This window comes from Dendrosporobacter quercicolus, from assembly GCF_900104455.1.
GTDB lineage: Bacteria > Bacillota > Negativicutes > DSM-1736 > Dendrosporobacteraceae > Dendrosporobacter > Dendrosporobacter quercicolus.
The window spans coordinates 345341-369905 of record NZ_FNHB01000002.1; the positions used below are offsets into that span (position 1 = coordinate 345341).

The window sequence follows — 24565 nt, forward strand, 5'->3', positions numbered from 1 at the left end:
GGAGGACTGAATTGCATTTGAACAAAATTATGGTTTTATTATTGGTTGGGCTGCTGGCGGTCGCCGTCACGGGCTGCGGCAGTAAAGACACCGGCGGCAAACAGGGGAAAACCGGGCTGGTTTATGCAAGCACCAAGGATATTCGCAATATTAATCCCCATTTGTACGGCGGTGAACTGGCCGCCCAGAATATGGTGTTTGAGCCCTTGGTGATCAACACCGCCGAAGGCGTTAAACCGTGGCTGGCCGAAAAATGGGCTGTGTCGGCTGACGGGAAGGAATATACTTTCTATCTAAGAAAGGATGTTAAATTTACGGACGGCGAACCCTTTAACGCTGAGGCGGTCAAGCTGAATTTTGATACTGTTCTGGCAAACGGCAAACGGCATGCGTGGCTGGAGATGGTGAAGCAAATTGATTACGGTGAAGTTATTGACGAATTTACTTATAAGCTGGTGCTGAAGCAGCCCTATTATCCGCTGCTGGAGGAACTGGGCCTGACCCGTCCTTTCCGGTTTATTTCGCCTAAATCCTTTATGAACGGCACGACCAAGGATGGCGTAAATGGCTATGTCGGTACAGGACCGTGGATATTGAGCGAGCATAAGGAGAATCAATATGCTGTATTTACCGCCAATAAGGAGTATTGGGGAGCTAAGCCCAAACTGGATACGGTACGCTGGCAGGTAATGCCTGATCATCAAACGATCCTGCTGGCGCTGCAAAAGGGCGAAATCGACCTGCTGTTTGGCTCTGATGGTGATATGATTGATCTTGATTCGTTTAATGCGTTGCAGAAAGAAGGCAAATATCAGGCGGTGTTAAGTCAGCCCATTGGCTCCAGAGCCATTTTGCTGAATGCTTCCCGGCCGGTAACCAAGGATCTTAAGGTGCGTGAGGCGTTTCAATATGCGATTGATAAGAAACAGATCGCGGAAGGCATTTTAAATGGTACTGAGACAATTGCGGATACCTTGCTGTCGCCAACGGTGCCTTATGCCGGCGTGCCTTTACCCGCCCGTTCTTTTGACAGGGAAAAGGCAAAGCGGCTGATGGATGCCGCCGGCTGGATTACAGGGCCGGATGGATACCGTTATCAAGGCGGGAAACTGTGCGAAGTGACAATTTCTTTTAACTCCAACAATGCCCAGGAACGCACAATCAGTGAATTTATTCAGAGCAATTTAAAGGAAATCGGAGTTAAACTGCATATTTTGGGTGAGGAAAAGCAGGCCTTTCTTGACCGGCAAAAAACCGGCGAATTTGATTTGCAGTATTCCCAGTCCTGGGGGCTGCCTTATGATCCCCATACCTATGTATCCTCCTGGCGATTACCGGCCCACGGCGATTACCAGGCCCAAAAAGGTATTGCCCGCAAAGCCTGGCTGGATGATACGGTCGGGACAATCCTCAGTGAACAGGACAGGGATAAACGGCAGAAGCTGTATGATGAGATATTGACTTATGTTCACCAGGAGTCCGTGTATCTGCCGCTCACTTATTCGCGGATTAAAGCCGTGCATGTTGCGGCCTTGAAAGGCGTTACCTTTAATCCTTCACAATATGAAATAGCATTTGAAAAAATGTATTTTGAGTAAATCGGTATTTTCATACAGGAGTAATGGAAATTTCCATTACTCCTTTTGCTGACCTTCTGGAGGTAATGATGAGAACTTATCTGCTGCGGCGGGTGCTTACGATTATTCCGATACTCATCGGGATATCCTTTTTGGCCTTTATTTTAATTAATTTTAGCCCCAGTGATCCGGCTGAAGTGGCGCTGCGGGTAAATGAAATTACCCCGACGCCGGAGGCGATTGCCGGAATGCGGGCAGAGCTGGGGCTGGACAGGCCCTTCTTTATCCGCTATGCAGACTGGCTGACAGCTTCGCTGCAGGGTGATTTTGGCAGGAGCTTTGTCAATAAGAAGCCGGTCCTTGAGGAAATAAGCCGGGCGCTGCCGGCTACACTGCTTCTTTCGGCTGCAGCTTTGACCATTACCGTTGTCCTTAGTGTGACTGCCGGGGTTTTATGTGCAATCTATGAAGGCAGCCTTGGCGACAGGCTGATCAGGGCGTTTGTTTTTTGGGGAACAGCGATGCCCAGTTTCTGGGCAGGACTGCTGTTTATCTGGCTGTTTGCCGTAAAACTGGATCTTTTTCCTACCAGCGGCATGAATGGCCCTGTTTCCATCGTGCTGCCTGCCGTTACTATGGCGCTTACCTACATTTCCGTTTATATTCGTCTGATCCGCAATAATATGATCCAGAATAAGCAGGAAAATTATGTGCTGTATGCCCGGGCCCGCGGCTTAAGCAAACAGCTAATTAACCAACATATATTAAAAAATTCCCTGCAGTCGTCGCTTACCGCCTTTGGTATGTCTATTCCCAAGTTCATTGCAGGGACTGTTATCATCGAGAATATTTTTGCCTGGCCGGGTATTGGGCGGCTATGCGTCACCGCTATTTTTAACCGCGATTATCCTGTTATTCAGGCTTATATATTACTCATGGCGGTACTGTTTGTTGTTTGCAATTTACTTGTGGATATCGTTAGCGCGTGGATTGATCCGCGCCTTAGGCAGGAGGGATAAAATGGTTTTTTGGCAACGGCTGAAACAGGATAAACTGGCAATGCTCTGCCTGGGCATTGTGGGCGGCGTTTTTTTGCTTGGCGTGCTTGCGCCGGTCATTGCGCCGCATGATCCCCTTGCTCCCAATCTTGCGGTTAAATATGCCGGCGTCAGCCCGGACTATCCGTTTGGTGCGGATCAATTAGGGCGCTGCGTGCTTTCCCGGCTATTGTATGGAATCCGTACTACGGTTGGATTATCTCTGGTGACCATGGCTGCCACCCTGTTGATCGGAACTTTGCTGGGACTGACCGCCGGGTTTTTCCGCGGACGGATTGATGAAGGCATTATGCGGCTATGTGATGTTTTACTGTCTTTTCCCAGCGAGGTAATGATTCTGGCGATTGTGGGCATGCTGGGACCGGGCCTGACCAATGTGGTCATTGCCAATATTGCCGCAAAATGGGCCTGGTATACCCGGATGATCCGTTCGCTGGTTATTCAGTATACGGATAGAAATTACCTCCGTTTTGCCAAAGTTGCAGGCTGCAGTACGGGCCATATCATGCGCAAGCACTTACTGCCCGGCGTGCTTAGTGATATTGTTGTTCTGGCCACACTGGATACCGGCTGGGTAATTCTAAGTATTTCGGCGCTGTCCTTTTTGGGGCTGGGTGTACAGGCGCCCATGCCGGAGTGGGGAATGATGCTCAATGAAGCTAAAAATGTCATGATCACCCATCCGCAGCAAATGCTGGCTCCCGGTCTGGCTATTCTATTGGTGGTTTCGGCGTTTAGTTTTCTTGGCGACAGTATTCGCGATGCCCTGGACCCTAAATATAACCGGCATAAGGCGGTGAACAAATGAGCTTATTGAATGTGCGAGGGCTGACGGTGCGTGATCTGCGCAACGGTGAGGTGCTGGTGAACAATGTTGATTTCGCTTTGCAGGCCAATACTTGCCTGGGAATTGTCGGTGAAAGCGGCAGCGGGAAGTCGGTTACTTGCAAGGCCTTGATTGGTTTGACCAATCCCTGGCTGGAGACTACGGGAGATGTCCGGTTTGCCGGAAGCAGCCTATTGGCCGCACCGGCTGAGAAACTGCGTCAAATTCGCGCGAAGCGCATCTGTATGATTCTGCAGGATGCCATGACGGCGTTTGACCCGTTATATACAATGGGTGATCAACTGATTGAAACCTTGCGGGAAACACTGTCCTGGGATAGACGGCAGGCTCAGTCTGCTGCGTTAGAAGCGCTGGAGAAAATGTGTATCCGTGACCCTGCCGGTGTAATGCAGAAATATCCTCACCAACTATCCGGCGGGATGCTGCAGCGCTGCATGATTGCCCTGGCGCTGGCAGTTAGACCGGATATTGTCATTGCCGACGAACCGACAACTGCGCTGGATTCTATCAATCAGCGGGAAGTGGTTGATGAGTTCCGGCGATTGCAGGCGGTTACCGGGACGGCAATTATTTTTGTTTCTCATGACCTGGGTGTTGTGGAGAAGCTGGCCCAGCAGGTGCTGGTCATGCAAAATGGCGAGAGGGTGGAATACGGGGCTGCGGCGCAGGTTTTTTACAACCCGCAGCATGAATATACCCGCTACCTGGTTGATACCCGGATTGCACTGACCAAACCTTTCCGGGATGCAATGATCCGGAGGTGCAAAATATCATGCTGACTGTAAAAAACATCGTAAAGAGTTATGCCAGGCCCGGGATCGGCTGGGGACGTAAACGGCAAATAATCCTGCAAGGCATTTCTTTTACAATCAGGCCGGGAGAGTGTGTCGGCCTGATTGGAGAAAGTGGCAGCGGCAAAAGTACATTGAGCCGTTTGGTTCTTGGTCTGGAGCAGCCCGACAGCGGCGAAATCACCATTGAAAACCAAGGCGTTCGCAGTTGGCGCAGCAGCCATCCCGGTCAAATGAGTGTGGTTTTCCAGGATTATACCACTTCAGCCAATCCCCGGTTTACGGTGGAGGAAATCATTGCTGAGCCGCTGGTTATGCTGAATAAGCCTGCGAGGGCCGTAGTTACGGCGCTGCTGGATAAGGTCGGCTTGCCGGCCGCGCTGCTGGGCCGGTATCCTCACGAACTTAGCGGCGGCCAATTGCAGCGGGTCTGCCTGGCCCGCGCCATTTCCACCCGGCCGCGTTTCCTGGTGCTGGATGAGGCCTTAAGCTCTCTGGATGTATCTGTGCAGGCGCAGATACTGGAATTGCTTAAGGGGTTAAAGGCTGAGCTGAATCTTACCTATTTGTTTATTGCCCATGACCTGCAGACAATTACCAATTTATGTAATCGTGTATTGTTTCTTTATCAGGGTATGATTGTCGAAGAACTTGCCAGCTCGCGGTTATTTGAGGCGAAAAATGACTACGCCAGGCAATTGCTGGCTTCAGTAATACCGTTTGGCGGCTGTCCGGCCGGCCGTAGCAGCCATTCCGGTGAAATGGGTCAATAACTGAATGGTTTATGTCTGTCGTTATTTGAAGCTTAAGCAATTAATTTCTGCTTGAAATATCCCCCGAGGGGGGATATAATGAAATGGCGGTAATTGATGGAAAAATAACGAGGATCAACTGACAGGAGATTTGCACATGCCTGAAGCGGGTGCCGGAACTACATGGAGAGAGAAAGTCAGAGTGGTATTGGCGCTGGCTGTTCCAACCGTAATTGAAAACTTTCTGCTGACGGTCGTCGGCTTTGTTGATACGCTCTTTGTCGCGAAAATCGGCTTGCACGAAGTTGCCGCCGTTGGCGTAACAAACGCTATTGTAGCTATTTATATTGCAGTATTTATGGCGATGGGAATCGGGGCGTCTTCGCTCATTGCCCGCTGTATCGGGGCGGGGGATATTGTCAGGGCCAGCGCTATTGCCAGGCAGTCAACCTGGCTGGCGATTTTTTTAGGCTTGTTCGCCGGCGTGGTCACCTTATTGTTTGCTGAACCGTTGCTGCGCTATATGGGGACCGAGCCTGATGTGATGGCCGCGGGGGTAACGTATTTTCAGATTGTCGCAATACCATCGGTGCTTATTTCCCTGATGACGATATTTGGCAATATTCTGCGCAGCGCCAGTGATACGACATCCCCAATGAAGGTTGGCGTGTGGGTTAATTTGCTGCATATTGCGCTGGCCTATCTGCTGATCTTTGGAAGCGGGGAATGGGAGGGCTGGGGAATTGCCGGCGCTGCCTGGGCCACAACGATTTCACGGCTGGCTGGTGTTGCGGCGCTTTATGCTTATATTCAAAAATCCAAGGTGGCTTTTTCCTTAGCTCAGGGCTGGGCTGGTCAATTTACCCGGCCGTTGCTGCAGATATCCGGCCCGGCAGTTGCCGAACGTTTGATTATGCGGTTAGGGCAGCTGTTTTATGCCGGACTCATTGTCCGGCTGGGAACAGATGCCTACTCCTCCTTTATTTTTGGCGGAAATATTTCTCAGTTCTCATTTATGCCGGGATACGGTCTGGCGGTTGCGGCGACAACGATTGTCGGCAACCATGTTGGCGCTGACCGCAAGCAGGATGCCTACCGCTATGGCATTGTCATCATGGGGCTTGCCGCTGTCTTTATGGGAGTGATCGGGGTTATTTATTTTATTTTTGCGGCCATGGCCGGCGCCTGGTTTACCAACGATCAAAATGTCATTGACATGGTGACCATCGGACTGAGAATTGACGCCTTTGCCCAGCCGTTTATTGCAGTCAGCCTGGTAATCGCCGGCGCGCTGCAGGGCGCCGGCGATACCAAGAGTCCGATGTACAGTACGATTTCCGGTATTTGGCTAATTCGCGTTATTGGCATATATGTGCTTTGCTTTATCTTTGAGCTGGGGATTGCCGGCGCCTGGCTGGTAAATCTGATTGATTATGTCATCCGGTCGGGGTTTTTGTTTTATCGATTCAAAAAGTTGCTGCATTCTTAGTTAAGGAGTATCGTAGACAGGGACAGTGTCCTTTTTTGGAATACTGCAAGATGCACTTGACAAATGAAACCTTGTTGGATAAGATTAACCCGTAACAACAAATTAAATTTCGGTATAGGCGCCCGCAGAGGGCTTAATAGGGAAAAACGGCGAAGGGCCGGCGCGCGGTCCCGCCACGGTAATGGCAGAGCAGTCCAAGAGAATGCCACTGAGATTTAGCTTGGGAAGGTTTGGATGAGCAATGATCCATAGCCGGGAGAACTGCCTATACATCAGTCACCGTTTGACCTGCGAGCGATGGGAAGGGGATTTGCATAGTTTTAATATATGCTTATTTCGATTCGGCGTGTTTAAAAACGCCGGATTTTTACGTTATGCCAAAAAGCATTCGCAGCGAATGCTTTTTATTATGATTAGAAATGATAAGGTTGAACCCTAACTTAAAGGAGATATTATGTTTAGTGTGAATGAATTGGCCTGGCTGTTAAGAGAAGCCGTGGTTCATTTGATCAGTTTGGCAAGCATTTTTATTTTTTTACGGGTAGCTGACTGGAATATAAAGCACTGGCCGGATTTATCGGTTATAGCGGTGGTTGCGGCAATCATGACAGTTTATGTTTATTATCAATACATTCTGACAGGCAGCATTGTAGTGGCTTCCGAGCTGCTGGCCCTGTTTTCCTGCGCTGTGATTATCGGGATTCACTGGTATTTTCGCTTATCGCTTAATGCTATTTTGGTTATGGTTATTCCGGTTATTATCCTGGTAATGCTGGGAATGGGACTGTAAAGCAAGCTTGAATTGCGGTTTGCAGAGGACAAATTCCGCCATAGATATTGCAAAATCAGCCTTATTATGCCATAATTCTCATATAAAGTGAAAATTTTATATTTGGTATAGGTGCCCGCAGAGGGCTTAATAGGGAAGACCGGTTAAAGGCCGGCGCGGTCCCGCCACTGTAATAGGGAGCTAGTCCGGATATGCCACTGAGGCCATGGGTCTTGGGAAGGTGCGGATGAGCAATGAACTAGAGCCAGGAGAACTGCCTGTATAGCAATCACCGTTTGACCCGCGAGCGATGGGGAGGGGATTTGTGCAGTTTTATTGTGCTTATTTCGTCCCGGCGTAAATTTACGCCGGGATTTATTTATGCGAAAATCAATGTGTACAAACCTCCCCTTAATACAGGGAGGTTTTTTTATGCGCTGATCACATACCGGGTTTATTTTCAGGAATGACGTAACAGGCAGGTAAGCATTTTTTGTATTGTGACAGAGGGAGAGAGACGATGAATTTAAACGTGAAGAAAAAATTTTTACTGGGACTGGTTGTAGGAATATTGGGTCAACCAGCCTGTAGTTTTGCCAGCGAGGCGGCGGAGTTTAATTTAGACGAGGTAATCGTGACGGCGCTTAGAGTGGAATCAAAAGATTTGGAGACTCCGGCCTATGTCAATATTTATACAGAGGAGCAGCTGAAAAGCACGGGAGCCGCCAACGTACTTGAGGCGATAAAATTTACGGAAGGAATGATTTATCATTCTATGGGCCCCGGCGGGCAATCCTGGGCCGGTATGACATCAAAGGCAGTAATTCGCGGCTCGGAAAAAGGGACATTAATATTAGTTAACGGCGTTAAAATGAATATGGACGGGAATTATAACCTGGAGGATATTCCGCTGCAAAATGTGGAACGGGTTGAAATATTGAAAGGAGCAGCTTCTGTTTTATATGGCAGTGAGGCCTTTGGCGGGGTGATCAACGTAATCACGAAAAAAACCGCGAACAATAGTATTGCCTATTCCCAGGGGAATTTTGGGCAGAAGAATCATTCTATTTCTCTACAGGCGGATCAATTCAGTATTATAGGCGCAATGCAGGAAATGGACCGGGTTAAAAGATTATCGGCATCAGGTTATGGCACCGGCGGCAGCGAAAAGCGTTCTTTTCAGTGGTCGTATCAACTCAATGAGCAATGGAGCTTTACGCACGGCCATATTGAAAACGAATACAGCTTTGAGCAATATGCCGGGTCAAAGCCCAATTTTGACTGGAATACCAGGAAGCAGGCCTCTCAATATGAAGACACAAAAGATTATTTGCGGCTTCATTATGACGGTGCGCGCTGGGATGTAGGGATTTACAGCAATCTTCAGCAACGTGATTATGACAAATATACCAGTCTGAATACAGCCAGTGCCAACCATAGCAATAGCGAACGATATAAATTTGCCGAATACGGTATTGATGCTCAGACTACATGGAATGCTTCCGGTGTTAATTTTCTGGGCGGCTGGGGCTATTCACATGCTCAGTATAAGAACAATGTCAGGCTGCCGGCTGCCGATAAACTTCGCTTGGATAAATCGCGTGACAGTTATTCAGCGTTTTTACAAGCCTCAAAAGAGATCGGCAATGATACCACTGTAATTTTGGGTATACGCCAGGACTATGTTGACACCGGCAGCGATACAATTTCAGCGTTTTCGCCGCAATTTCAACTACTCAAAAAACTAAATGAGCATAAATCGTGGTATATTAACACCGGGAAATCGTTCAAGATGCCAACATTTAATCAATTGTATGATACTTCAGGCGATCTGACCGGTTCGAACGCGGACTTACAGCCTGAGGAGGGCTGGAATTATGAAACAGGCCTAAAGTGGGAGGGGAACAGCAGTACGTTTAAAGCAGCCTTATTTTATATGGATTATGAGTCAATAAAATATATTAACCAAAATGCCAACATTCCTGATGCCGACTCTTATTATATTCCGGAGAATACCCCTTATAGAAATAGCGGGATAGAGCTTAGTTATCAAAAACGGCTGAATGGAGCTTTCAGCTATCTGGTTGGTGCCAGTTATGGAAATCCTGAGATTAAGAATAGCAACTCAAACGGCAAATGGATTTCTCAGTATGGCCGGCTGCAATTTAATACTGCTCTGCGCTATTCAGAGGATAAATGGACCGCAAACCTGCTGGCAAACTATTTTGCCAACAGAGCGTTTACCGAAAAACCACAATTTCCGGTAACTCTTACTGTGGCCTATGCGATGGATGAACGGAGGACCGTCAGCCTGGTTGTGGATAATTTGCTTGACCGGCGCGATATTAATACCCATAGCACTTCTTACTATTACTCGTTGCCGCGTTCTTACCGTATCGGGTATACCCAAACCTTTTAAAGACCGTGATAAAGTGACATGGACCCCGTCCGGATACGGGCGGTAGTCTTGTTGACAAGGTATTCTTTGCGTGTAATACTTTACATGTGATGGGCAAAATAGCCGGCGCTAATGTGAGCCGCGGGACTTTACTATCTTTCGGCGTGTTTTATTTACATAACATTTATAGCGATATAGGTATGTGCGGAGAGTTGATACAGACAGGGGTGAGACGACTGATAACACGAACAGGCAGGCAAATCAGCCGGGCTGCTTTATTCTCCGGAATGGCCCTGCTATTGGCGATAGCGGTTTTGGTTTCGCTGGCCTGGGGGCAGGTACATGTGCCGGTGGCGGCAATGCTGGGAGTCCTGGGCCAGCAGCTGGGCCTGCCGGGGGGACAGCAGATGGTCCTGACGCCGGAGCAGACGGCGGTTATCTGGCATATCCGCCTGCCGCGCATTCTGGTTGGTTTGCTGGTGGGCGCAGGATTAGGCGTATCAGGGGCGGTCATGCAGGGGGTCTTCGGCAATTCCCTGGCTGATCCGGGCATTATCGGCGTGTCGAGCGGCGCAGCATTCGGGGCGGTGATTGCTATTGCTTTGGGAATCGGGGCAAACGGCATCTATTACCTGCCGTTGTTTGCTTTGCTTGGCTCACTGCTGGCGCTGAGCATTACGGTGGGGCTGGCGCTGCAAAAGGGCAAAATACCGGTAACCACGCTGCTCCTATCCGGTGTAGCGGTCAGCATGCTGTTTGGCGCGCTAACTTCCGGTATTTTAACCTTTATCAATGAATACCGGCTGCGTGAATTTTTATTCTGGATGGTGGGCGGACTGGATTACCGGCGCTGGGAGCATGTTTTTCTGGCTGCCGGACCAATTTTGGGCGGGATTGCTATTTTATGTTTTCTGGCCAGGCAGCTAAATGTTCTGGTTTTGGGTGAGCAGGAAGCCAGGGCGGTCGGGCTACCGGTTCTGGCGTTGCGCTTGCTGCTGTTATTTGTTTCCGCCGTAACCACGGCAACTGCTGTTTGCGTCAGCGGCATTATCGCCTTTATCGGTTTGGTAATTCCCCATATGCTAAGGCTGGTAATTGGCCCGGAGCATCGAATTTTGCTGCCGGCCTGCGCGCTTTGCGGCGGGCTGTTTCTGCTGGTCTGTGATACCCTTGGACGGCTGCTTATTCCCCCGACTGAAATCGGGGCGGGAATTATAACCTCTCTTTTAGGTGCGCCGTACTTTTTATATTTGCTGAGACGCAGCCAAAGGGGGGCGGGCTGATGCAGGCGGACCGTCAACCGGTACTGGCGGCGGAGCATATTTCGGTCCGGCTGGGGGACCGGAATATTCTGCAGGATATCAGTTTCACCGTCAGCCCCGGGGAATTTGTTGGTATTATTGGCCCGAACGGCGCCGGAAAAAGCACTTTGCTGCGCAGTTTGCGCGGCTTATGGCCGGTGGCGGCGGGAGCGGTTAAAGTCAATGAATGTCCTGTCAGCAGTTTGAGGGACAAGCAGTTAGCCCGGCTGATCGCTTATCTGCAGCAGGACGTGAATGTGACTTTTGGTTTTACCGCACTGGAAGTTGTTCTGGCCGGACGTTACCCTTACCTGCAGTGGTGGGAGAACGAACGGGAGGAAGATTACCAAATTGCCGGCAAATACATGGAGTTCACCGGCGTACGGCATCTGGCCGGAAAACCGGTGGATAAAGTTTCCGGCGGGGAACGGCAGCGTATTTTCCTGGCGAAGGTGCTGGCCCAGGAGACGCCGTTGATTTTTTTAGATGAACCAACCGCCAGTCTTGACCTGGTTTACCAAGAGGAAATTTTCCGGCATTGCCAGACAATCTGCCGGCAGGGTAAAACTGCCCTGTTGGTGGCGCACGACATAAAATTAGCCGCTAAATTTTGCTCCCGTCTGATTTTGCTGGCCCAGGGCAGGGTGGTGGCTGACGGGACGCCCCGGCAGGTGGTCACGGCTCAAAACCTGGAAACCGCCTATGGTTTGCACTCGGCCGTATTTACCAATAAGGTGACCGGGCATCTTGATATTCATACCTATGTGGCGGGAGCCGGGCCGTGTTCGGGTCAGAGCGTTCATATTATTGGCGGCGGCGGCTCGGCCGGCGGCATTATGCGGTCCTTATATGAAAAAGGCTGTTGTTTAAGCGGCGGCGTGTTTCATCAGGGAGACAGCGATACGGATGCGGCGGAGGCTTTTCAGGTCGATTATCTGGCCGGGCCGGCATTCGGGGCGATTGACGAGCGGCTTGCAGCCCTCAACCGGCATAAGGTTGCCTGCGCCGACTGGGTGGTATTGACCAATCTTTGCTATGGCCAGCAGAATATCGACAACCTGGCGGCGGCTTTTCAAGCGGCCAGGCTGACGGTGATTGAAGATACCGCTATTGACGGGCGAGATTTCACCGGCGGCCGGGCCACTGCGCTGTACCGGCGGCTTATTGCCCTGCCGCAGGTTGAGGTAATGACTACGCCTGAATTTCTGCTTCGTCTGAACAAGGCCGGGACGGAATGACAGAAGGGGGTGATGTTGCTCTGACGGCAAAGACCGCGGCAATCATGGAGGAAACCAGCAACGTCCGGCGCTGATTATTGGCGTGCCGGCGGGGTTTGTTGGGGCCAGTGAAGCCAAAGAACAGCAGATGCCGGACGGAAGAGTCCCCTATATCGTCGTCCAGGGCAATCAGGGGGGAAGTCCGATTGCGGCTGCGGTTGTCAATGCCTTGCTGTATATAATTCACTAGCGCCTGAGCGGGACAACAGCCCCGGAATTTAGACTTGACAAAGCGCTGCTCAAAATGTAATACTACACGTGAGTAGAACAATTGCATATGTTGGTGTAGGTGCCCGGTTGGGCTTAATAGGGAAGTCCGGTGCAATGCCGGCGCGGTCCCGCCACTGTAATGATGAGCAACCCCAAAAAATGCCACTGAAACTGAGGTTTTGGGAAGGTTTGGCAAGCGATGAATCTGAGCCAGGAGAACTGCCTATATGACAATCACCGTTACAACCTGCGAGAGATGGGGAGGGGATTTGCGCATGATCGGCAGTTGTGCTGCTGTGCTTATTTCGCCCCGGTATATTGATTGATACCGGGCTTTTATGTTCAATAATAAAAGCATCCCCGCCGGGGATGCTTTTCGCCGTTTTAAAGGGACAGGCTTTTTGAAATCCTGAATCCCCGGCCATTGGCCGGTTTGCGCGGCATGCGTCATTTAACCGAACGGTTATGGAACAGCTTTATTCAATTACAGGAAATGCTGGATCGATGAAACCCTGTTCCTTTCCTGAAGCATGGACAAAAGTTCCCCTTGCTTTTAGGCAACGAACGGTACGATAAACTAGGGCAGTTTGAAAGCACGCCCTGGGGAAAGGAAGGCTGGCTATGCTGCAACTCGTTAATTTATCGAATCATTGTTCAGAGGCGGAGCTGATTCACCATAGCGCCGATGTCCTTCAGGCCTTTTTACACCATCATCGCCTGGATGGAGTTGAAATGATGTTTTGCGGGCCTTGGGACGCCCGGGTTCATCGCCAGGAATGGATTCATGGCGTTCATTTGCGATTTTGGCCCAGCTGGCTTGATTTCTGGCATGGGAATCAGGCTGAGCTGCTCCGCCAGTTTGGCAGCCAGGCCGAAATCAGCAGCCTTTACGGCGGCCCGACCCGGGCGGAATGGCTGCAGGTATACCGGGACAATATCCGTATGGCCTATACTGCCGGAGCAAAATATGTGGTGTTTCACGTTTGTAACGCCCGGATGTCCGAGCTGTTTGACGGGCAGTTTTGCTACAGTTCCAGGGAAGTGATCGCTGCGACAGTTGAGGTGATCAACGTTTTGGCCGAGGATATTCCAAAAGATCTGGAATTGCTGTTTGAAAATTTGTGGTGGCCGGGTCTCACACTGGAGGATAAGGAGCTGACGGCAATGCTGTTGGACGGCGTAAAACACGGCAATTGCGGCATTATGCTGGATACCGGTCATTTGATGAACACGAACCTGGAACTGACCACGGAAGCCGAGGGCGTGGATTATATTCTGGAGACAGTGGAAAAACTGGGTTTATACCGGCATTATATCAAAGGCCTTCATTTGCACCGCTCCCTGTCCGGCCAATATGTGAAAGAAAACTGCCGGCAGGCGGTGAAATCAGCGGAACCGGCTGATATCTTCGCCCATATAGCAAAAATTGACGAGCATTTGCCGTTTAGTTCTCCGGAGGTGCGCCGGATCATTGATTATGTGCAGCCCCGCTATGTGGTTCATGAGTTTATCAACAAGAATATGGATGAATGGTCGGCCAAAGTCAGGCAGCAGCAGAAAGCGCTGCAATTAAAGGAGGAAGGTTAATTGAAACGATTGGGGTATGCGGCGCTGGTTTTCCTGCTGATTGCAGCATTGAGCGGCTGCGGCGGGTTCCAGGGCGGGCCGGCCGATATGCCGCAGTCTGCTCATGAGGTGCAGGATGGCCAGGGAAAGACTCTTAAACTGCCGCATAAACCGCAAAGAATTGCCTCGCTGTCGATTGGTACGGATGAGGTGCTTGTGCATCTGGTTGCGCCGGAAAGAATCGCCGCTTTAACGTACCTGGCCGATGACCCGGGGATTTCCAATATTACCGCACAGGCCCAAAGCATCGCAACCAAGGTGAGGGCTAACCCGGAGCAGCTCATTGCCTTGCAGCCGGATTTGCTGCTGGTGCCTGACTGGCAGCCGCAGGAGCTGATTGATACGCTCAGACAGGCCGGTTTGCCGGTATATGTGTATCATGCTCCCAATACCATTGAGCAAATAAAACAAATGATCGGGGAACTGTCCAGGGTGGTAGGGGAAGAAGCAGCCGGACAACAGTTAATTGCCGGTATGGACAGTGAATTGGCCGCTGTCCGTCAGCAGGTTGACCGGGTTGCACCGGATAAGCGCCTGATCGTCCTTCAGTTCTCGCTGCTTGGCGCCACCGGCGGAACCGGCAGCTTGTTTGATGATATCTGTAAATACGCCGGGGTTAGAAATGGCGGGGCGATTGCGGGGCTCGGCAAATTTGATCTGATGTCCAAGGAACAAATGATCAAGGTGAATCCAGATGTGTTGATCATGCCAATGTGGGATTCTACGGGCCGGAACAATATCGGGCAATACCGGGAAAAAGTCCGGAGCGATCCGGGGCTGCAGTCGGTAAAAGCCGTAAAGAACGACAGGCTGATTCCGGTGCCTGACCGGTTTCAAAGCAGCGCCTCTCATTATATTGTCGATGGCGTTCGCGAAGTAGCCAGAGCGGCGTATCCGGAGCTGGACTGGCAATGACGGACAGGAATCGCTGCAGGGATGAGCGCGGCTGAGTTGACTGTAGGGAAAATGGCGACGGGATAGGAGCGGCGGATGAAACTTTATACGTTATCAACCGGGGATGTGGCTTACCGGTTTTATAAAAGCATTCTAATATTGTTTAACAGGCCCCGCAAGGTTCTCAGCACATCAGTGCTGAATGGCGGTTACCGGACAGATCTGGCGGCGGTATTTAACCATGACTGTAATCCCGGCGCCGGTATGGCCTGTACAATGAAAGCTCCGGACTATGAAGGACACCTGAGGATTGTGTCCGCCGAGCTTGGCGTTGACCCGGCTAAGGCAACCGGGATGGCGACAGCGGCGTCAATGGATAATGTTGCGATTGCTGAAGAACGGTTCGGACAGCTAACCGTTACCGCCCTGGTGACCGGCGGGGTGGAGGTCAACGGCGGGCGGGCCGGCGATCCGGCCGAATACTACCAGCCCATAGAGAAGGCTGTTCTTGATCAGCCTGGTACAATTAACATTTTGCTCTACATTGACGCAGATTTAACACCCGGCGCGCTTACCCAGGCACTGGTCGACTGTACCGAAGCCAAGGCGGCCGCCTTGCAGGAACTGATGGTCGGCAGCAACTATTCAAGCGGTCTGGCAACCGGTTCGGGAACCGATTCGACGATCATTGTGGCTAATCCGGTCGCAGCCATGGTTGTTGAGAAGGCCGGCAATCAGTCCCAATTGGGTGAACTGATCGGCCGGGCGGTAACAAGAGCGGTAAAAGAGGCGCTGTTCAGACAAAGCGGTTTATCGCCTGAACGGCAGTACAGTGTACTGAAACGGCTGAAACGATACGGAGTCAACGAAGAGGAACTTTGGCTTCAGTATCGGGCTGGTTCTGAGTCCCCGGTGGCTAAGGCCCTGTTTATGGATGAACTTTATCAGCTGGATAAACAATCGGGTTTTGTTATTTATACTTCATTATATGTGCACCTGCTGGATCAGCTTGACTGGGGGCTGTTAGGGCCGCGGGAGGTGCAGCCCGCCGCCGTTCAATTGCTGGAACTGGCGGCAAGGTTAAGCGAGGCGCCGGCTTGCCCGCCGGTAAGGCCGGCGCTGCCAGGGCTGATTGCAGCCTGGCGCAACATGCTGGTGCAGGCGCTGGACGGCAGGCTTCAGGCCGGGTCAGACGAAGGATTGCCGCAGTATGCAGCGGGGCTGAACATGCAGCAGGGTTGAAGGACTGGCGAACTGAAGACGAGGTGAAAGGGATGACAGCAGAGAGCAGATTTCCGAAAGCGGCGGCAATATCATGCCTGATTCACCTGTTCGTATTGGCGGGACTGGGCTGGCTGGCCGGGCCATTCTTCCAGCAGCCGGTGATTGCCGAGCAAATCATTGAACTGGAATTGGGGGTTGCGGGACAAGACGGCCCGGCTGGCGGCGATACAGGGACGCCGCCCGGGGAACAGAGCCAGCCGGTGCGTAGGCCTCCGCACTCTGATCAGCGGCAAACCGCCTCTGAACTTCCTGAATTACGCCCCGGGGATTCACCGGCCCCAGCTTCTCCTGAAGCGATCGCGACGGAAGAAGCTGCAGCATCCGGTATGGGGAACAGCGCCGGGGGAGCGGTCTCAGCCACTGCCGGCGGCGGTGCCGCCGGCAGTGGCGGCAGCGGCGGGAGGCGCGGGACGGGCGGTGGGGGCCTGGCCCCGCCGGGCATTTTAAGCCAAGTAGAGCCGGCTTATCCCAACGAAGCCCGTAATGCCGGCCAGGCCGGAACTGTTGTGCTGCGTATTCAAGTTTTGACCAATGGCCGCACCGGCAGTATCAGTGTTGCAGCTTCATCCGGTTATGAGCTGCTGGACAGGGCGGCAATCGATGCCGTGAAAAGATGGCGGTTTATACCGGCGAAAGACCGAAGCAGCGGTAAGAGTGTTGTTAGTTATACCACTTTACCGGTGGTTTTCGAGCTAATGAGTAATAACCGCAGCGCCCGGTGAGTGCAAAATACAGATACTCTGTACGGGAAAAGGCGGCAGGGTGGTGACGGAATTATTATACGGCTAAGCCGGTGGGCTATATTAGTAATTATTTTGGCCTGTTTTTGGCCGCCTCCGGCAGGACTGGCAAAGGACAATATCCTGCTGGAGGGAAAGTTTCCTTATTATCTGGGAAAAGACCGCGGCTATGTCATGCCCGGCGAGCAGACCCATTTGTTTATCAGCGTGGAAAATCGCACCGGCGCCGGGCAGTTGACAGCCGTCCGGCTGTTTTTGCCGCCCGGCCTTAGTCTGGCGGATGCCGCCGGAAACTGGACGGCCGGGGAGCGGGACGGCCGGCGTTTTGTTGAACAGTCCCTGGCCCTGGCGGGCGGCTTTGATCAGTGGTTTGACTTGGTGCCTATCGTGATTGACAGCCGGCTGGCGGCCGGCGCTTACAGTTTGGAAATAGCGGCCGGAGAGCGGCGGCAAATGCTTGCCTTCGTTGTTGACGGTCAAAACGTCGCCGGCGGCGGAGAAAAAATTGCCATCACCGGTCTGGTACTGCCTTTGGACAAGGATGGTAAGCGTGATGAGCGGCTTAGTCATAATACCCTGACGCTGCGTGATCGCAGCCTGGATTATTATAAAAATTTTTTACGGGGCAAAGGTGCGGCCAATCAGGAAATTGAAGCTATGCATCCGCTGACCCATCTGGGCATTGATATAGAGAATCCTGCCGGCTTGCAGCAGCTGGCGGTTGTGACAACACGGCTGTTGGACAAAAATACCCGGCAGCCGGTGCCTGGCTTGTTTACGCCGGGGACTACCGGTGAGGATAAAAATGCGGGAGCTTTGGCCGGCACGGAAGGCAGTCTGACGGTTTTTGCGGCAATAACCGGCGAGGCCGCCCAAAGAATTCAGGTGCCGGTATATGTTGATGAACGGCTGCTGAAAAATGGTGAGTATATTTTGCATACCGAGCTGTCGGGCGGCGGAACGCCGCTCAGCCGGGAGCTTGGATTAACGATTGTCAAAAAGGACAATAAAGCAATGTTCAGCGTGCTGCTGGCCGCCCTGGCCCTCCTGGCGGGCGCTGTTTTTGCCGTTCGCCGCCTGAAACGCCTGTTTGCGGGGATGAAGGTCCGCTGGCTGATCACCATCGCTTTGTTCGGGGCGGCGGCGTTTGTGCTGGTCAATATTCCGGCTGCTTTTTTGAGCGATTTGTTTCATGTATTGCTCGGACCGTTCGGGGTGCTGATCAGTGGTTTTTTCAGCGGCGTAGTTTTATATATGCTGGTTGTTTCCCTGCTTGTGCTTATTCCCCGTCCCGGGACAGCCGCTTTGATGCTGACGGTCAGAATGCTGCTCAGCCTGGCGGCCTTCGGTCATTTTTCGCCGGTCATGCTTATGTCCTATGGAGTTTGTGCGCTGTTATTGGAAACACTGCTTTATTTCAGCGGATTTTACCGCAGCGGCCTGGCCGAAGCTGCGCCCGGTAAACCGGATTTTTGGCGTAATGCCTTCATTTTGGCCGCCGTCTGCGCGATTGCCGACAGTGCGGCTACCTATACCGGTTTACAAGCGTCCGCCTTTCTATACCGGATGTATTACGCCGAATGGTACGTATTGCTGCTGGTGATTATGAATGGCTGCGTGTATACTGCGGCGGGCGCAATTTGCGGCACTGTACTGGGCAGCCGGCTGGCCAGGGTGGGAGGGGATTAGCTTGCAGCATTTGGTCGAGGTGCGCAATGTATCATTTACTTACCGTCAGCGGCTGACGCCCAGCCTGGTCAATATTAATTTGCAGATTGCCGCCGGCGAGTTTGTTTTGATTACCGGCTCCACCGGCTGCGGCAAAAGCACGCTGCTGCAGCTGTTCAATGGTCTGATTCCCCATGAAAACAGCGGCTGCTTACAGGGAGCGGTTTTCATTGACGGGCAGAATACGCGGGAGCATGATATTGCTGTGCTTAGCCGCAGTGTAGGGATGGTTTTTCAGAGTCCGGACGATCAGATTTTCTCGGCCACGGTCTTTGAGGAAGTCGCCTTTGTCCTGGAAAACATGGGGCTGCCGGCCCCGGTGGTTGCCGGGCGGGTGCAGGAGAGTCTGGCGGCAGTTGGCTTGGCAGGCAAAGCCGGGGCAGAGGTCGGTCAATTGTCAGGCGGCCAAAAACAGCGGCTGGCCCTTGCCGCCGTTTTGGCGGCCAACCCCAAGGTGCTGGTGCTGGATGAGCCGATCAGCCAGCTTGATCCTCAGGGAGCGGCCGGAGTGCTTGGAATTTTAACCCGGCTTAACGACAGACACGGCATTACCGTCATTATTGTTGAACACCGGCTGCATGAGGTACTGCCATTGTGCAGCCGGGTGGTCATTATGGATGGCGGCGCGATTGTCTGGCAGGGACCCTGCGCCGGACTGCTGGAGCATACCGGCGTGCTGGCCGCACACCATTTGCGCATTCCTCAGCCGGTGGCGGTATGCCGGGAGCTGGGGGTGAACCCCGGGTCGTTTGCTGCGGGGGCTGCCGTTAAGGCCATTCAAGCGTTGTATCCGGACATTCCAAGGAAGAAGCAGACGGCTGAGGCTGCTTTTCCGGTTCCGGGGCAACCGGCGGTCGAACTGGAGAATGTAACGTTTGCTTATCAGCCGCAGGCTGAGCGGGTTTTGCACGAAATCCGGCTAACCATACCCTGCGGTCAGTTTGTGGCGCTGATGGGGAATAACGGCGCCGGGAAATCTACTCTGCTGCAGCAGATGTGCGGCCTGCTGCAGCCTGAGACCGGCTGGGTAAAGATACTTGGCAAACCGGTAAAGCAAGGGAGGCGGCAGGTCGGCATGGTGCTGCAAAATCCTGACTTGATGTTGTTTAATCAAACCGTTGCCGCTGAAATTGGTTTTGGCAATGGCGGCCGGCCGATAGATACGGCCATGCTTGCGCAGCTTGACTTAGGCGGGCTGGTTCGGGATTTCCCCCTGGCGCTTAGCCGCGGCCAGCGTTTGAGGGTGGCAATTGCGGCCGTGCTGGCCCGTCAGCCGGCGGTTGTATTGCTGGATGAGCCGACAACCGGGCAGGATATCGGGCACATTGACGATATTGTCCGGCTGTTGCAGCAGTATGTGCGGTGCGGCGGGACGGTAGTCTTTTGCACGCATGATACCGAGGTGGCGGCCGGAATTGCCGACCGGCTGATTGTATTGGATTGCGGCCGGATCGCTGCTGACGACCATCCCCGGAAAGTGTTTGCCGATGAGGACCTGATTGTCCGTTTGGGGCTGAAAATACCTGCAGTGGCGGCTATATCCGCCCGGCTATACGGTGGAACGGCCTTAACCGTGCAGGAGGTGGTGCGTTATGTACAACAAGCAAATATGGCGGACTGAGTCCGGCCGAACCCTGATTTACGCTCTGGATGCCAGGACCAAACTGGCGGTTATGCTGACGATGGCGGTTCTGGCAATACTGATTGACAGTGCCGCTACCTTGTTTATTCTATTGATTTTGACGCTGCTTTTGCATTTTTGGGCGCAAATGCCGGCCGCTAAATGGCGATTGCTTAGTTTATTGATCTTGTTTGGCATCTGGGGCTCAATGGCCAGTCAGGCGCTGTTTTACAACCAGGAGCCCCGTACCGTCGTCGCTTGCCTGCTGCCGGCGGGCATACCGGTATTTGGTCAGTTGAGCGGCGGTTTGTATATTTACCGGGAAGGGCTGGAACATGGCGCTGTTCAGGCTCTCAGAACCTCCATTATGTCCGCTCTGGGACTGCTCGTCTGCTGGACCACCAATACCAATCAATTGCTTAAAGGCTTTCTGGCCTGGAGAATGCCGTACGAGCTTGCCTTTATGCTGATCACCGGGCTGCGCTTTCTGCCGGTGATTGCCGAAGAAACCGCGACTGTATTGACCGCTCAGCGGCTGCGGGGCTTTGAGCCGTTAAAAACGCTGTCAGTCCGACATTTTTTGCAGTCGGCAATGCAGACCCTGTTTCCTATTCTGGCCCGGACTGTCCGGCGGGCCGCAACCCTGGCCCTTTCTGTACAAAGCAGGGGCTTCGGGCGCGGCAGCCCCTGCTTGGCCGATGCTGCGTGGCCGGTACGGCAGAAAATTGCCGTTTATTTTTTATTGGCCGGTACGGTGGCGGCAATGATCGCAAAACTCATGTACCTGCTGCAATATAACGGCCTTCTGTATGTGGCCGGCTGGCGCGTGCTGTATGATGTAATGAAAGTGTGGCTGTGATGATGGATAAGCTGATAGGCTGGCTGCCGCCGGCGCTGCTGGCGATTACGCTGAGTTTTTTGGGAATGCATATTTTTTATGCCGGGGCGCTGCCGGCGGCATTTTCTCCCGGGCAGCCGGCGAGCGTTAATGACGCTTATCGAAGGGTCGCCGATATTCCCTTAGGAAAAGTGGAGGTTTTCAACTACCGGCGTATGGGCTTTACGCATGGATTTGTCCAGTTTTCTCCGGACGGCCGCTATCTGGCGGTAGGGACGGAAAATGGCGATATCGTCATGATGGGGACAGACGGCCGCCAATTGTGGCGGAAGCAGCTGGGGCTGGGCAAAATCAGTGCGCTGCATTTTGCCCGCGACAGCCGCAGCCTGCTGATCGGTGAAACCAGCCAGCAGGGCAGCCTGCTTAACTGGGATGCCGAAACCGGAGCAGAATTATGGCGGCAAAGCTCTGTGGAGCAATTGGGCGTTGACCTTAAGCAAAAGACCTTTCCCGGCATTGTCAGTATTACCGCCGATCAGGCCGGCAATATTTACGCCGCCGGACAGCGGTATAGCAAATATGCCGACGGACGCAGCCAATATTACGGACGGATTTACCGTTTGTCGCCGGCCGGAAACATCACCGCGATGTTTCCGGCGGACAGCAACCTGGATTCCTGGGTCAGCTGGCTTAGCGTTGACGACGCCGGTGATAAGCTGGTCTTTGGCACCGCCAATTGGGATGCCGGCAGTTCGGTTCGTTTTACCGATACCATGTATTGCCTGGATGGGCGTCTCGGCTCAGTTTTATGGAGTAAGAATATTGAACCGGTGCCTCCGTATCAAAACACCACTATGCGCTCCAGTCCGGATATTTCGGCCGATGGCAGGTATGTTGCCGGTGTTTCCAGCGACGGGCGGGGCTATTTGTTTGACGGCGATGGCCGGAATATCTGGCAGCGAAGTATCAGCCGTCCCCGGACAATCGCCGGGGTCAGCATTAATGCCGTTGGCTCCAATGTGCAATACACCGAATTCGGGGTTGTTTTGACTACCGGCAATACCTATAACCGGGCCAACTGGCAATTGCCCACGCCCGTTGAGCATCCCGGCGGCAATAGTATGTTTGTTTTTGACCGGCAGGGAATGCTGCTAAGCCGGTATACCACCGGCGGCATGATTGAGCAGTTCAGTGTCGGCGGCGATCAGGCAGTTCTGGCCGTTGGGCGGAACACTAAAACCCGGGATACCGGCATACATGGCCTGTATGTGTTGTCCTTACCGGACTTGGCGCTGATTTCTTTTTTCCCCATGAACGGACCTTGCGTCGGCGTGGCCGTCAGCAGTGATCAACGGTATATCGCAGGCGTCGAGGCTCCCCTGCAGCTGGATGACGGCAGCATTACCGGCACTTACCGCCTGCTGCTGTTTGAGCGACGCAACTAGTGCCTTGACAAAGTTAAATCCTGGGCTTAGCCAGCGTATCTTTTTTGCAAAAAAATCTACACTGTCTAATCCTAATTCACAACTTTGCCAAGACACTGATACGCCAAATCGTTAACCTTTGCCGATTTGCTGGTTGACTAGTGGTAGTGATTCCTCTATAATTTACTATGTGTTCATCAACGGGAGTTAAAAAAAGATAAGAAGCAAGGCGGGGAATATGGAGAAGAAAATGGGGTTGACTGATTTTGTTTATGCGGCGCTGTTTGCCGCTTTGACCACTGTTCTGGGGTTTATTTCCATACCGTTGCCGATCAGTCCGGTGCCCATTTCGGGGTTAAGCCTGGGCATTATGCTGGCCGGTACGATTTTGACTGTCAGGCAGGCGGTGTTTAGCGTGCTGACGCTGGTTTTGATGGGCGCGGCGGGTGTGCCGGTTTTTTCCGGGCTGACAGGCGGCATTGGCGTTTTGCTGGGGCCGCGGGGCGGCTATTATTTCGGCTTTTTGCTGGGGGTTGGCCTTATTGCCTGGTTAAAGGGCCGGGATAATCAGCTTTGGCGTCTGGCTTTGGCCAATTTGACCGGCGGGGTTGTTCTTGTTTATCTGTTCGGCGTGTCCTGGTTAAGTTTTATTACCGGCATGGGTTTGGAAAAAGCATTGATTGCAGGAGCGCTGCCGTTTATTCCGGGAGACTTGTTTAAGGTTGCAGTCGCCACGGTGATTGGGGCAATGGTCAACCGGCAGCGGCAGAAGTTTGGTGGAAGCCGATGAGTGAGGCCTACCTGATTGGCGGGTTAAGAACGCCAATCGGTAAAACCAATGGAATCTTAAAGGGCTTTCTGCCGGAACAGCTGGCGGCCGGTGTGCTGCAGGAAATCATCAGCCGTTACGGCCTGGCCCCGCAAGACATTGATCAGGTTATTCTCGGCAATGCGGTAGGACCGGGCGGTAATATTGCGCGAGTGGCGGTCCTGGAAGCGGGCTGGCCTTATGCCTGCCCGGCGCTGACGGTGGATACGCAGTGCGGGTCGGGGCTAAGCGCCGTCGAGCTGGCGGTTGCGCAAATCAGGTCCGGGCAGGCTGAACTGGTCATTGCCGGCGGCGTTGAGAGCACCAGTATGGCGCCGCGCCGCCAATTCAACGTTAACGATCCCCGGTTTGCGGGTGAAGCTGCCTTTTACGAGCAGGCGCCTTTTTCGCCGCCGGCGGTGGGCAACCCCGGTGTGGGGGAGGCTGCTGAAGCTCTGGCCCGTCAACTGGATATTTCGCGGGAAGATATGGACAAGCTGGCTCTTTTAAGCCATAAAAAGGCCTGTCAGGCCAGAGAGCGCAAAGTGTTGAAGGATATCATCCTGCCGCTGGCCTGGCAGGGGACTATTCTCCGGGATGATGAATGCCTGCGGGACAACATGAGCAGCCGGCTGCTGGCCCGGATGAAGGGCGCTTTTGCGGCAGGCGGCCGGATTACGGCCGGCAATGCCTGTTTAAAGCATGACGGGGCGGCGGCAGTGCTGATTGCTTCCAGGGCCGCAATGCAGCGCCGGGGACTTAGGCCCGGGGCCTGTATTGCCGGAACGGTCAGTACAGGCTGTGACCCGAATGTATTTCCCCTGGGACCTGTAAATGCAATTCGCCGGCTATTGGATAAACAGGGCTTGCGGCCGGAGCAGCTTGATGCGATTGAAATTAATGAAGCCTTTGCCGTTAAGATTCTGGCCTGCTGCCGTGAACTGGGGCTTTGCTTGGAAAAGGTCAACCAACTGGGAGGCGCTTTGGCCTATGGCCATCCTTACGGCGCTTCGGGGGCGATGATCTTACTGCATCTGCTGACCGTCCTGGAGCAGGGCGAGGGACGGTTTGGCGCGGCCGCTATTGGGGCGGTGGGCGGAATCGGCGTCGCCGTCCTGCTGGAGAGGTGTTAA

General features: G+C 52.9%; 20 protein-coding genes, 1 pseudogene and 3 riboswitches. All 21 genes and pseudogenes read left to right on the top strand.

Features of this window, described 5'->3' with window-relative positions; all coding sequences use genetic code 11:
* Positions 1-11: 11 nt before the first annotated feature.
* Positions 12-1598, top strand: coding sequence for a nickel ABC transporter substrate-binding protein (nikA, locus tag BLR06_RS07660; protein ID WP_217636859.1), 1587 nt, complete (start codon positions 12-14; stop codon positions 1596-1598).
* Positions 1599-1663: 65 nt separating this feature from the next.
* On the top strand, positions 1664-2596 hold the full coding sequence (gene opp1B, locus BLR06_RS07665) for a nickel/cobalt ABC transporter permease (RefSeq protein WP_245698065.1): 933 nt from the start codon (positions 1664-1666) through the stop codon (positions 2594-2596).
* A gap of 1 nt (position 2597) precedes the next feature.
* Entirely contained in the window at positions 2598-3443 is an 846-nt protein-coding gene (gene opp1C, locus BLR06_RS07670) for a nickel/cobalt ABC transporter permease (protein WP_092070823.1), read from the top strand.
* The gene (locus BLR06_RS07675) at positions 3440-4261 is read left to right on the top strand and encodes an ABC transporter ATP-binding protein (protein WP_092070826.1); all 822 of its coding nucleotides are present in this window, start codon (positions 3440-3442) and stop codon (positions 4259-4261) included. The genes opp1C and BLR06_RS07675 overlap by 4 nt, the downstream gene beginning before the upstream one ends.
* Complete coding sequence (locus BLR06_RS07680; RefSeq protein WP_092070829.1) at positions 4255-5046, top strand: ABC transporter ATP-binding protein; 792 nt, start codon at positions 4255-4257, stop codon at positions 5044-5046. The genes BLR06_RS07675 and BLR06_RS07680 overlap by 7 nt, the downstream gene beginning before the upstream one ends.
* Positions 5047-5182: 136 nt before the next feature.
* Complete coding sequence (locus tag BLR06_RS07685; RefSeq protein WP_092070832.1) at positions 5183-6514, top strand: MATE family efflux transporter; 1332 nt, start codon at positions 5183-5185, stop codon at positions 6512-6514.
* A gap of 99 nt (positions 6515-6613) precedes the next feature.
* A riboswitch (cobalamin riboswitch) is annotated at positions 6614-6797 on the top strand.
* Positions 6798-6968: 171 nt separating this feature from the next.
* Positions 6969-7304, top strand: a complete 336-nt coding sequence (locus BLR06_RS07690) for a hypothetical protein (RefSeq protein ID WP_092070835.1) — start codon at positions 6969-6971, stop codon at positions 7302-7304.
* Positions 7305-7396: 92 nt separating this feature from the next.
* Positions 7397-7579, top strand: a riboswitch (cobalamin riboswitch).
* Positions 7580-7803: 224 nt separating this feature from the next.
* The gene (locus BLR06_RS07695; protein ID WP_092070838.1) at positions 7804-9702 is read left to right on the top strand and encodes a TonB-dependent receptor plug domain-containing protein; all 1899 of its coding nucleotides are present in this window, start codon (positions 7804-7806) and stop codon (positions 9700-9702) included.
* A gap of 266 nt (positions 9703-9968) precedes the next feature.
* Positions 9969-10964: a FecCD family ABC transporter permease gene (locus BLR06_RS07700; protein ID WP_092070841.1), complete on the top strand. Its 996-nt coding sequence runs from the start codon at positions 9969-9971 to the stop codon at positions 10962-10964.
* The gene (locus BLR06_RS07705) at positions 10964-12220 is read left to right on the top strand and encodes an ABC transporter ATP-binding protein (protein ID WP_092070844.1); all 1257 of its coding nucleotides are present in this window, start codon (positions 10964-10966) and stop codon (positions 12218-12220) included. The genes BLR06_RS07700 and BLR06_RS07705 overlap by 1 nt, the downstream gene beginning before the upstream one ends.
* Positions 12221-12281: 61 nt before the next feature.
* Positions 12282-12449: pseudogene (locus BLR06_RS19215) on the top strand (precorrin-8X methylmutase); the annotation flags it as partial.
* 80 nt (positions 12450-12529) lie between these two features.
* Positions 12530-12710, top strand: a riboswitch (cobalamin riboswitch).
* A 380-nt stretch (positions 12711-13090) separates the two neighbouring features.
* Entirely contained in the window at positions 13091-14056 is a 966-nt protein-coding gene (locus tag BLR06_RS07715) for a sugar phosphate isomerase/epimerase family protein (RefSeq protein ID WP_092070847.1), read from the top strand.
* Positions 14057-15010, top strand: a complete 954-nt coding sequence (locus BLR06_RS07720) for an ABC transporter substrate-binding protein (RefSeq protein WP_092070850.1) — start codon at positions 14057-14059, stop codon at positions 15008-15010. It abuts the gene before it with no gap.
* A 75-nt stretch (positions 15011-15085) separates the two neighbouring features.
* Positions 15086-16231: an adenosylcobinamide amidohydrolase gene (locus BLR06_RS07725; RefSeq protein WP_092070853.1), complete on the top strand. Its 1146-nt coding sequence runs from the start codon at positions 15086-15088 to the stop codon at positions 16229-16231.
* Positions 16228-16995, top strand: coding sequence for an energy transducer TonB (locus BLR06_RS07730; protein WP_139164460.1), 768 nt, complete (start codon positions 16228-16230; stop codon positions 16993-16995). Before BLR06_RS07725 ends, BLR06_RS07730 begins: the two co-directional genes overlap by 4 nt.
* Entirely contained in the window at positions 16996-18702 is a 1707-nt protein-coding gene (locus tag BLR06_RS07735; RefSeq protein ID WP_092070859.1) for a hypothetical protein, read from the top strand.
* Between the two features lies 1 nt (position 18703).
* The gene (locus tag BLR06_RS07740; protein WP_173812816.1) at positions 18704-20362 is read left to right on the top strand and encodes an ABC transporter ATP-binding protein; all 1659 of its coding nucleotides are present in this window, start codon (positions 18704-18706) and stop codon (positions 20360-20362) included.
* Entirely contained in the window at positions 20334-21221 is an 888-nt protein-coding gene (locus BLR06_RS07745; RefSeq protein ID WP_092070865.1) for an energy-coupling factor transporter transmembrane component T family protein, read from the top strand. Before BLR06_RS07740 ends, BLR06_RS07745 begins: the two co-directional genes overlap by 29 nt.
* Positions 21221-22645, top strand: a complete 1425-nt coding sequence (locus tag BLR06_RS07750) for an outer membrane protein assembly factor BamB family protein (protein ID WP_092070868.1) — start codon at positions 21221-21223, stop codon at positions 22643-22645. The genes BLR06_RS07745 and BLR06_RS07750 overlap by 1 nt, the downstream gene beginning before the upstream one ends.
* A 217-nt stretch (positions 22646-22862) precedes the next feature.
* On the top strand, positions 22863-23414 hold the full coding sequence (locus BLR06_RS07755; protein ID WP_092070871.1) for a biotin transporter BioY: 552 nt from the start codon (positions 22863-22865) through the stop codon (positions 23412-23414).
* Positions 23411-24565 (top strand): thiolase family protein, encoded by a 1155-nt coding sequence (locus tag BLR06_RS07760; RefSeq protein WP_092070874.1) that lies wholly within the window; start codon positions 23411-23413, stop codon positions 24563-24565. Before BLR06_RS07755 ends, BLR06_RS07760 begins: the two co-directional genes overlap by 4 nt.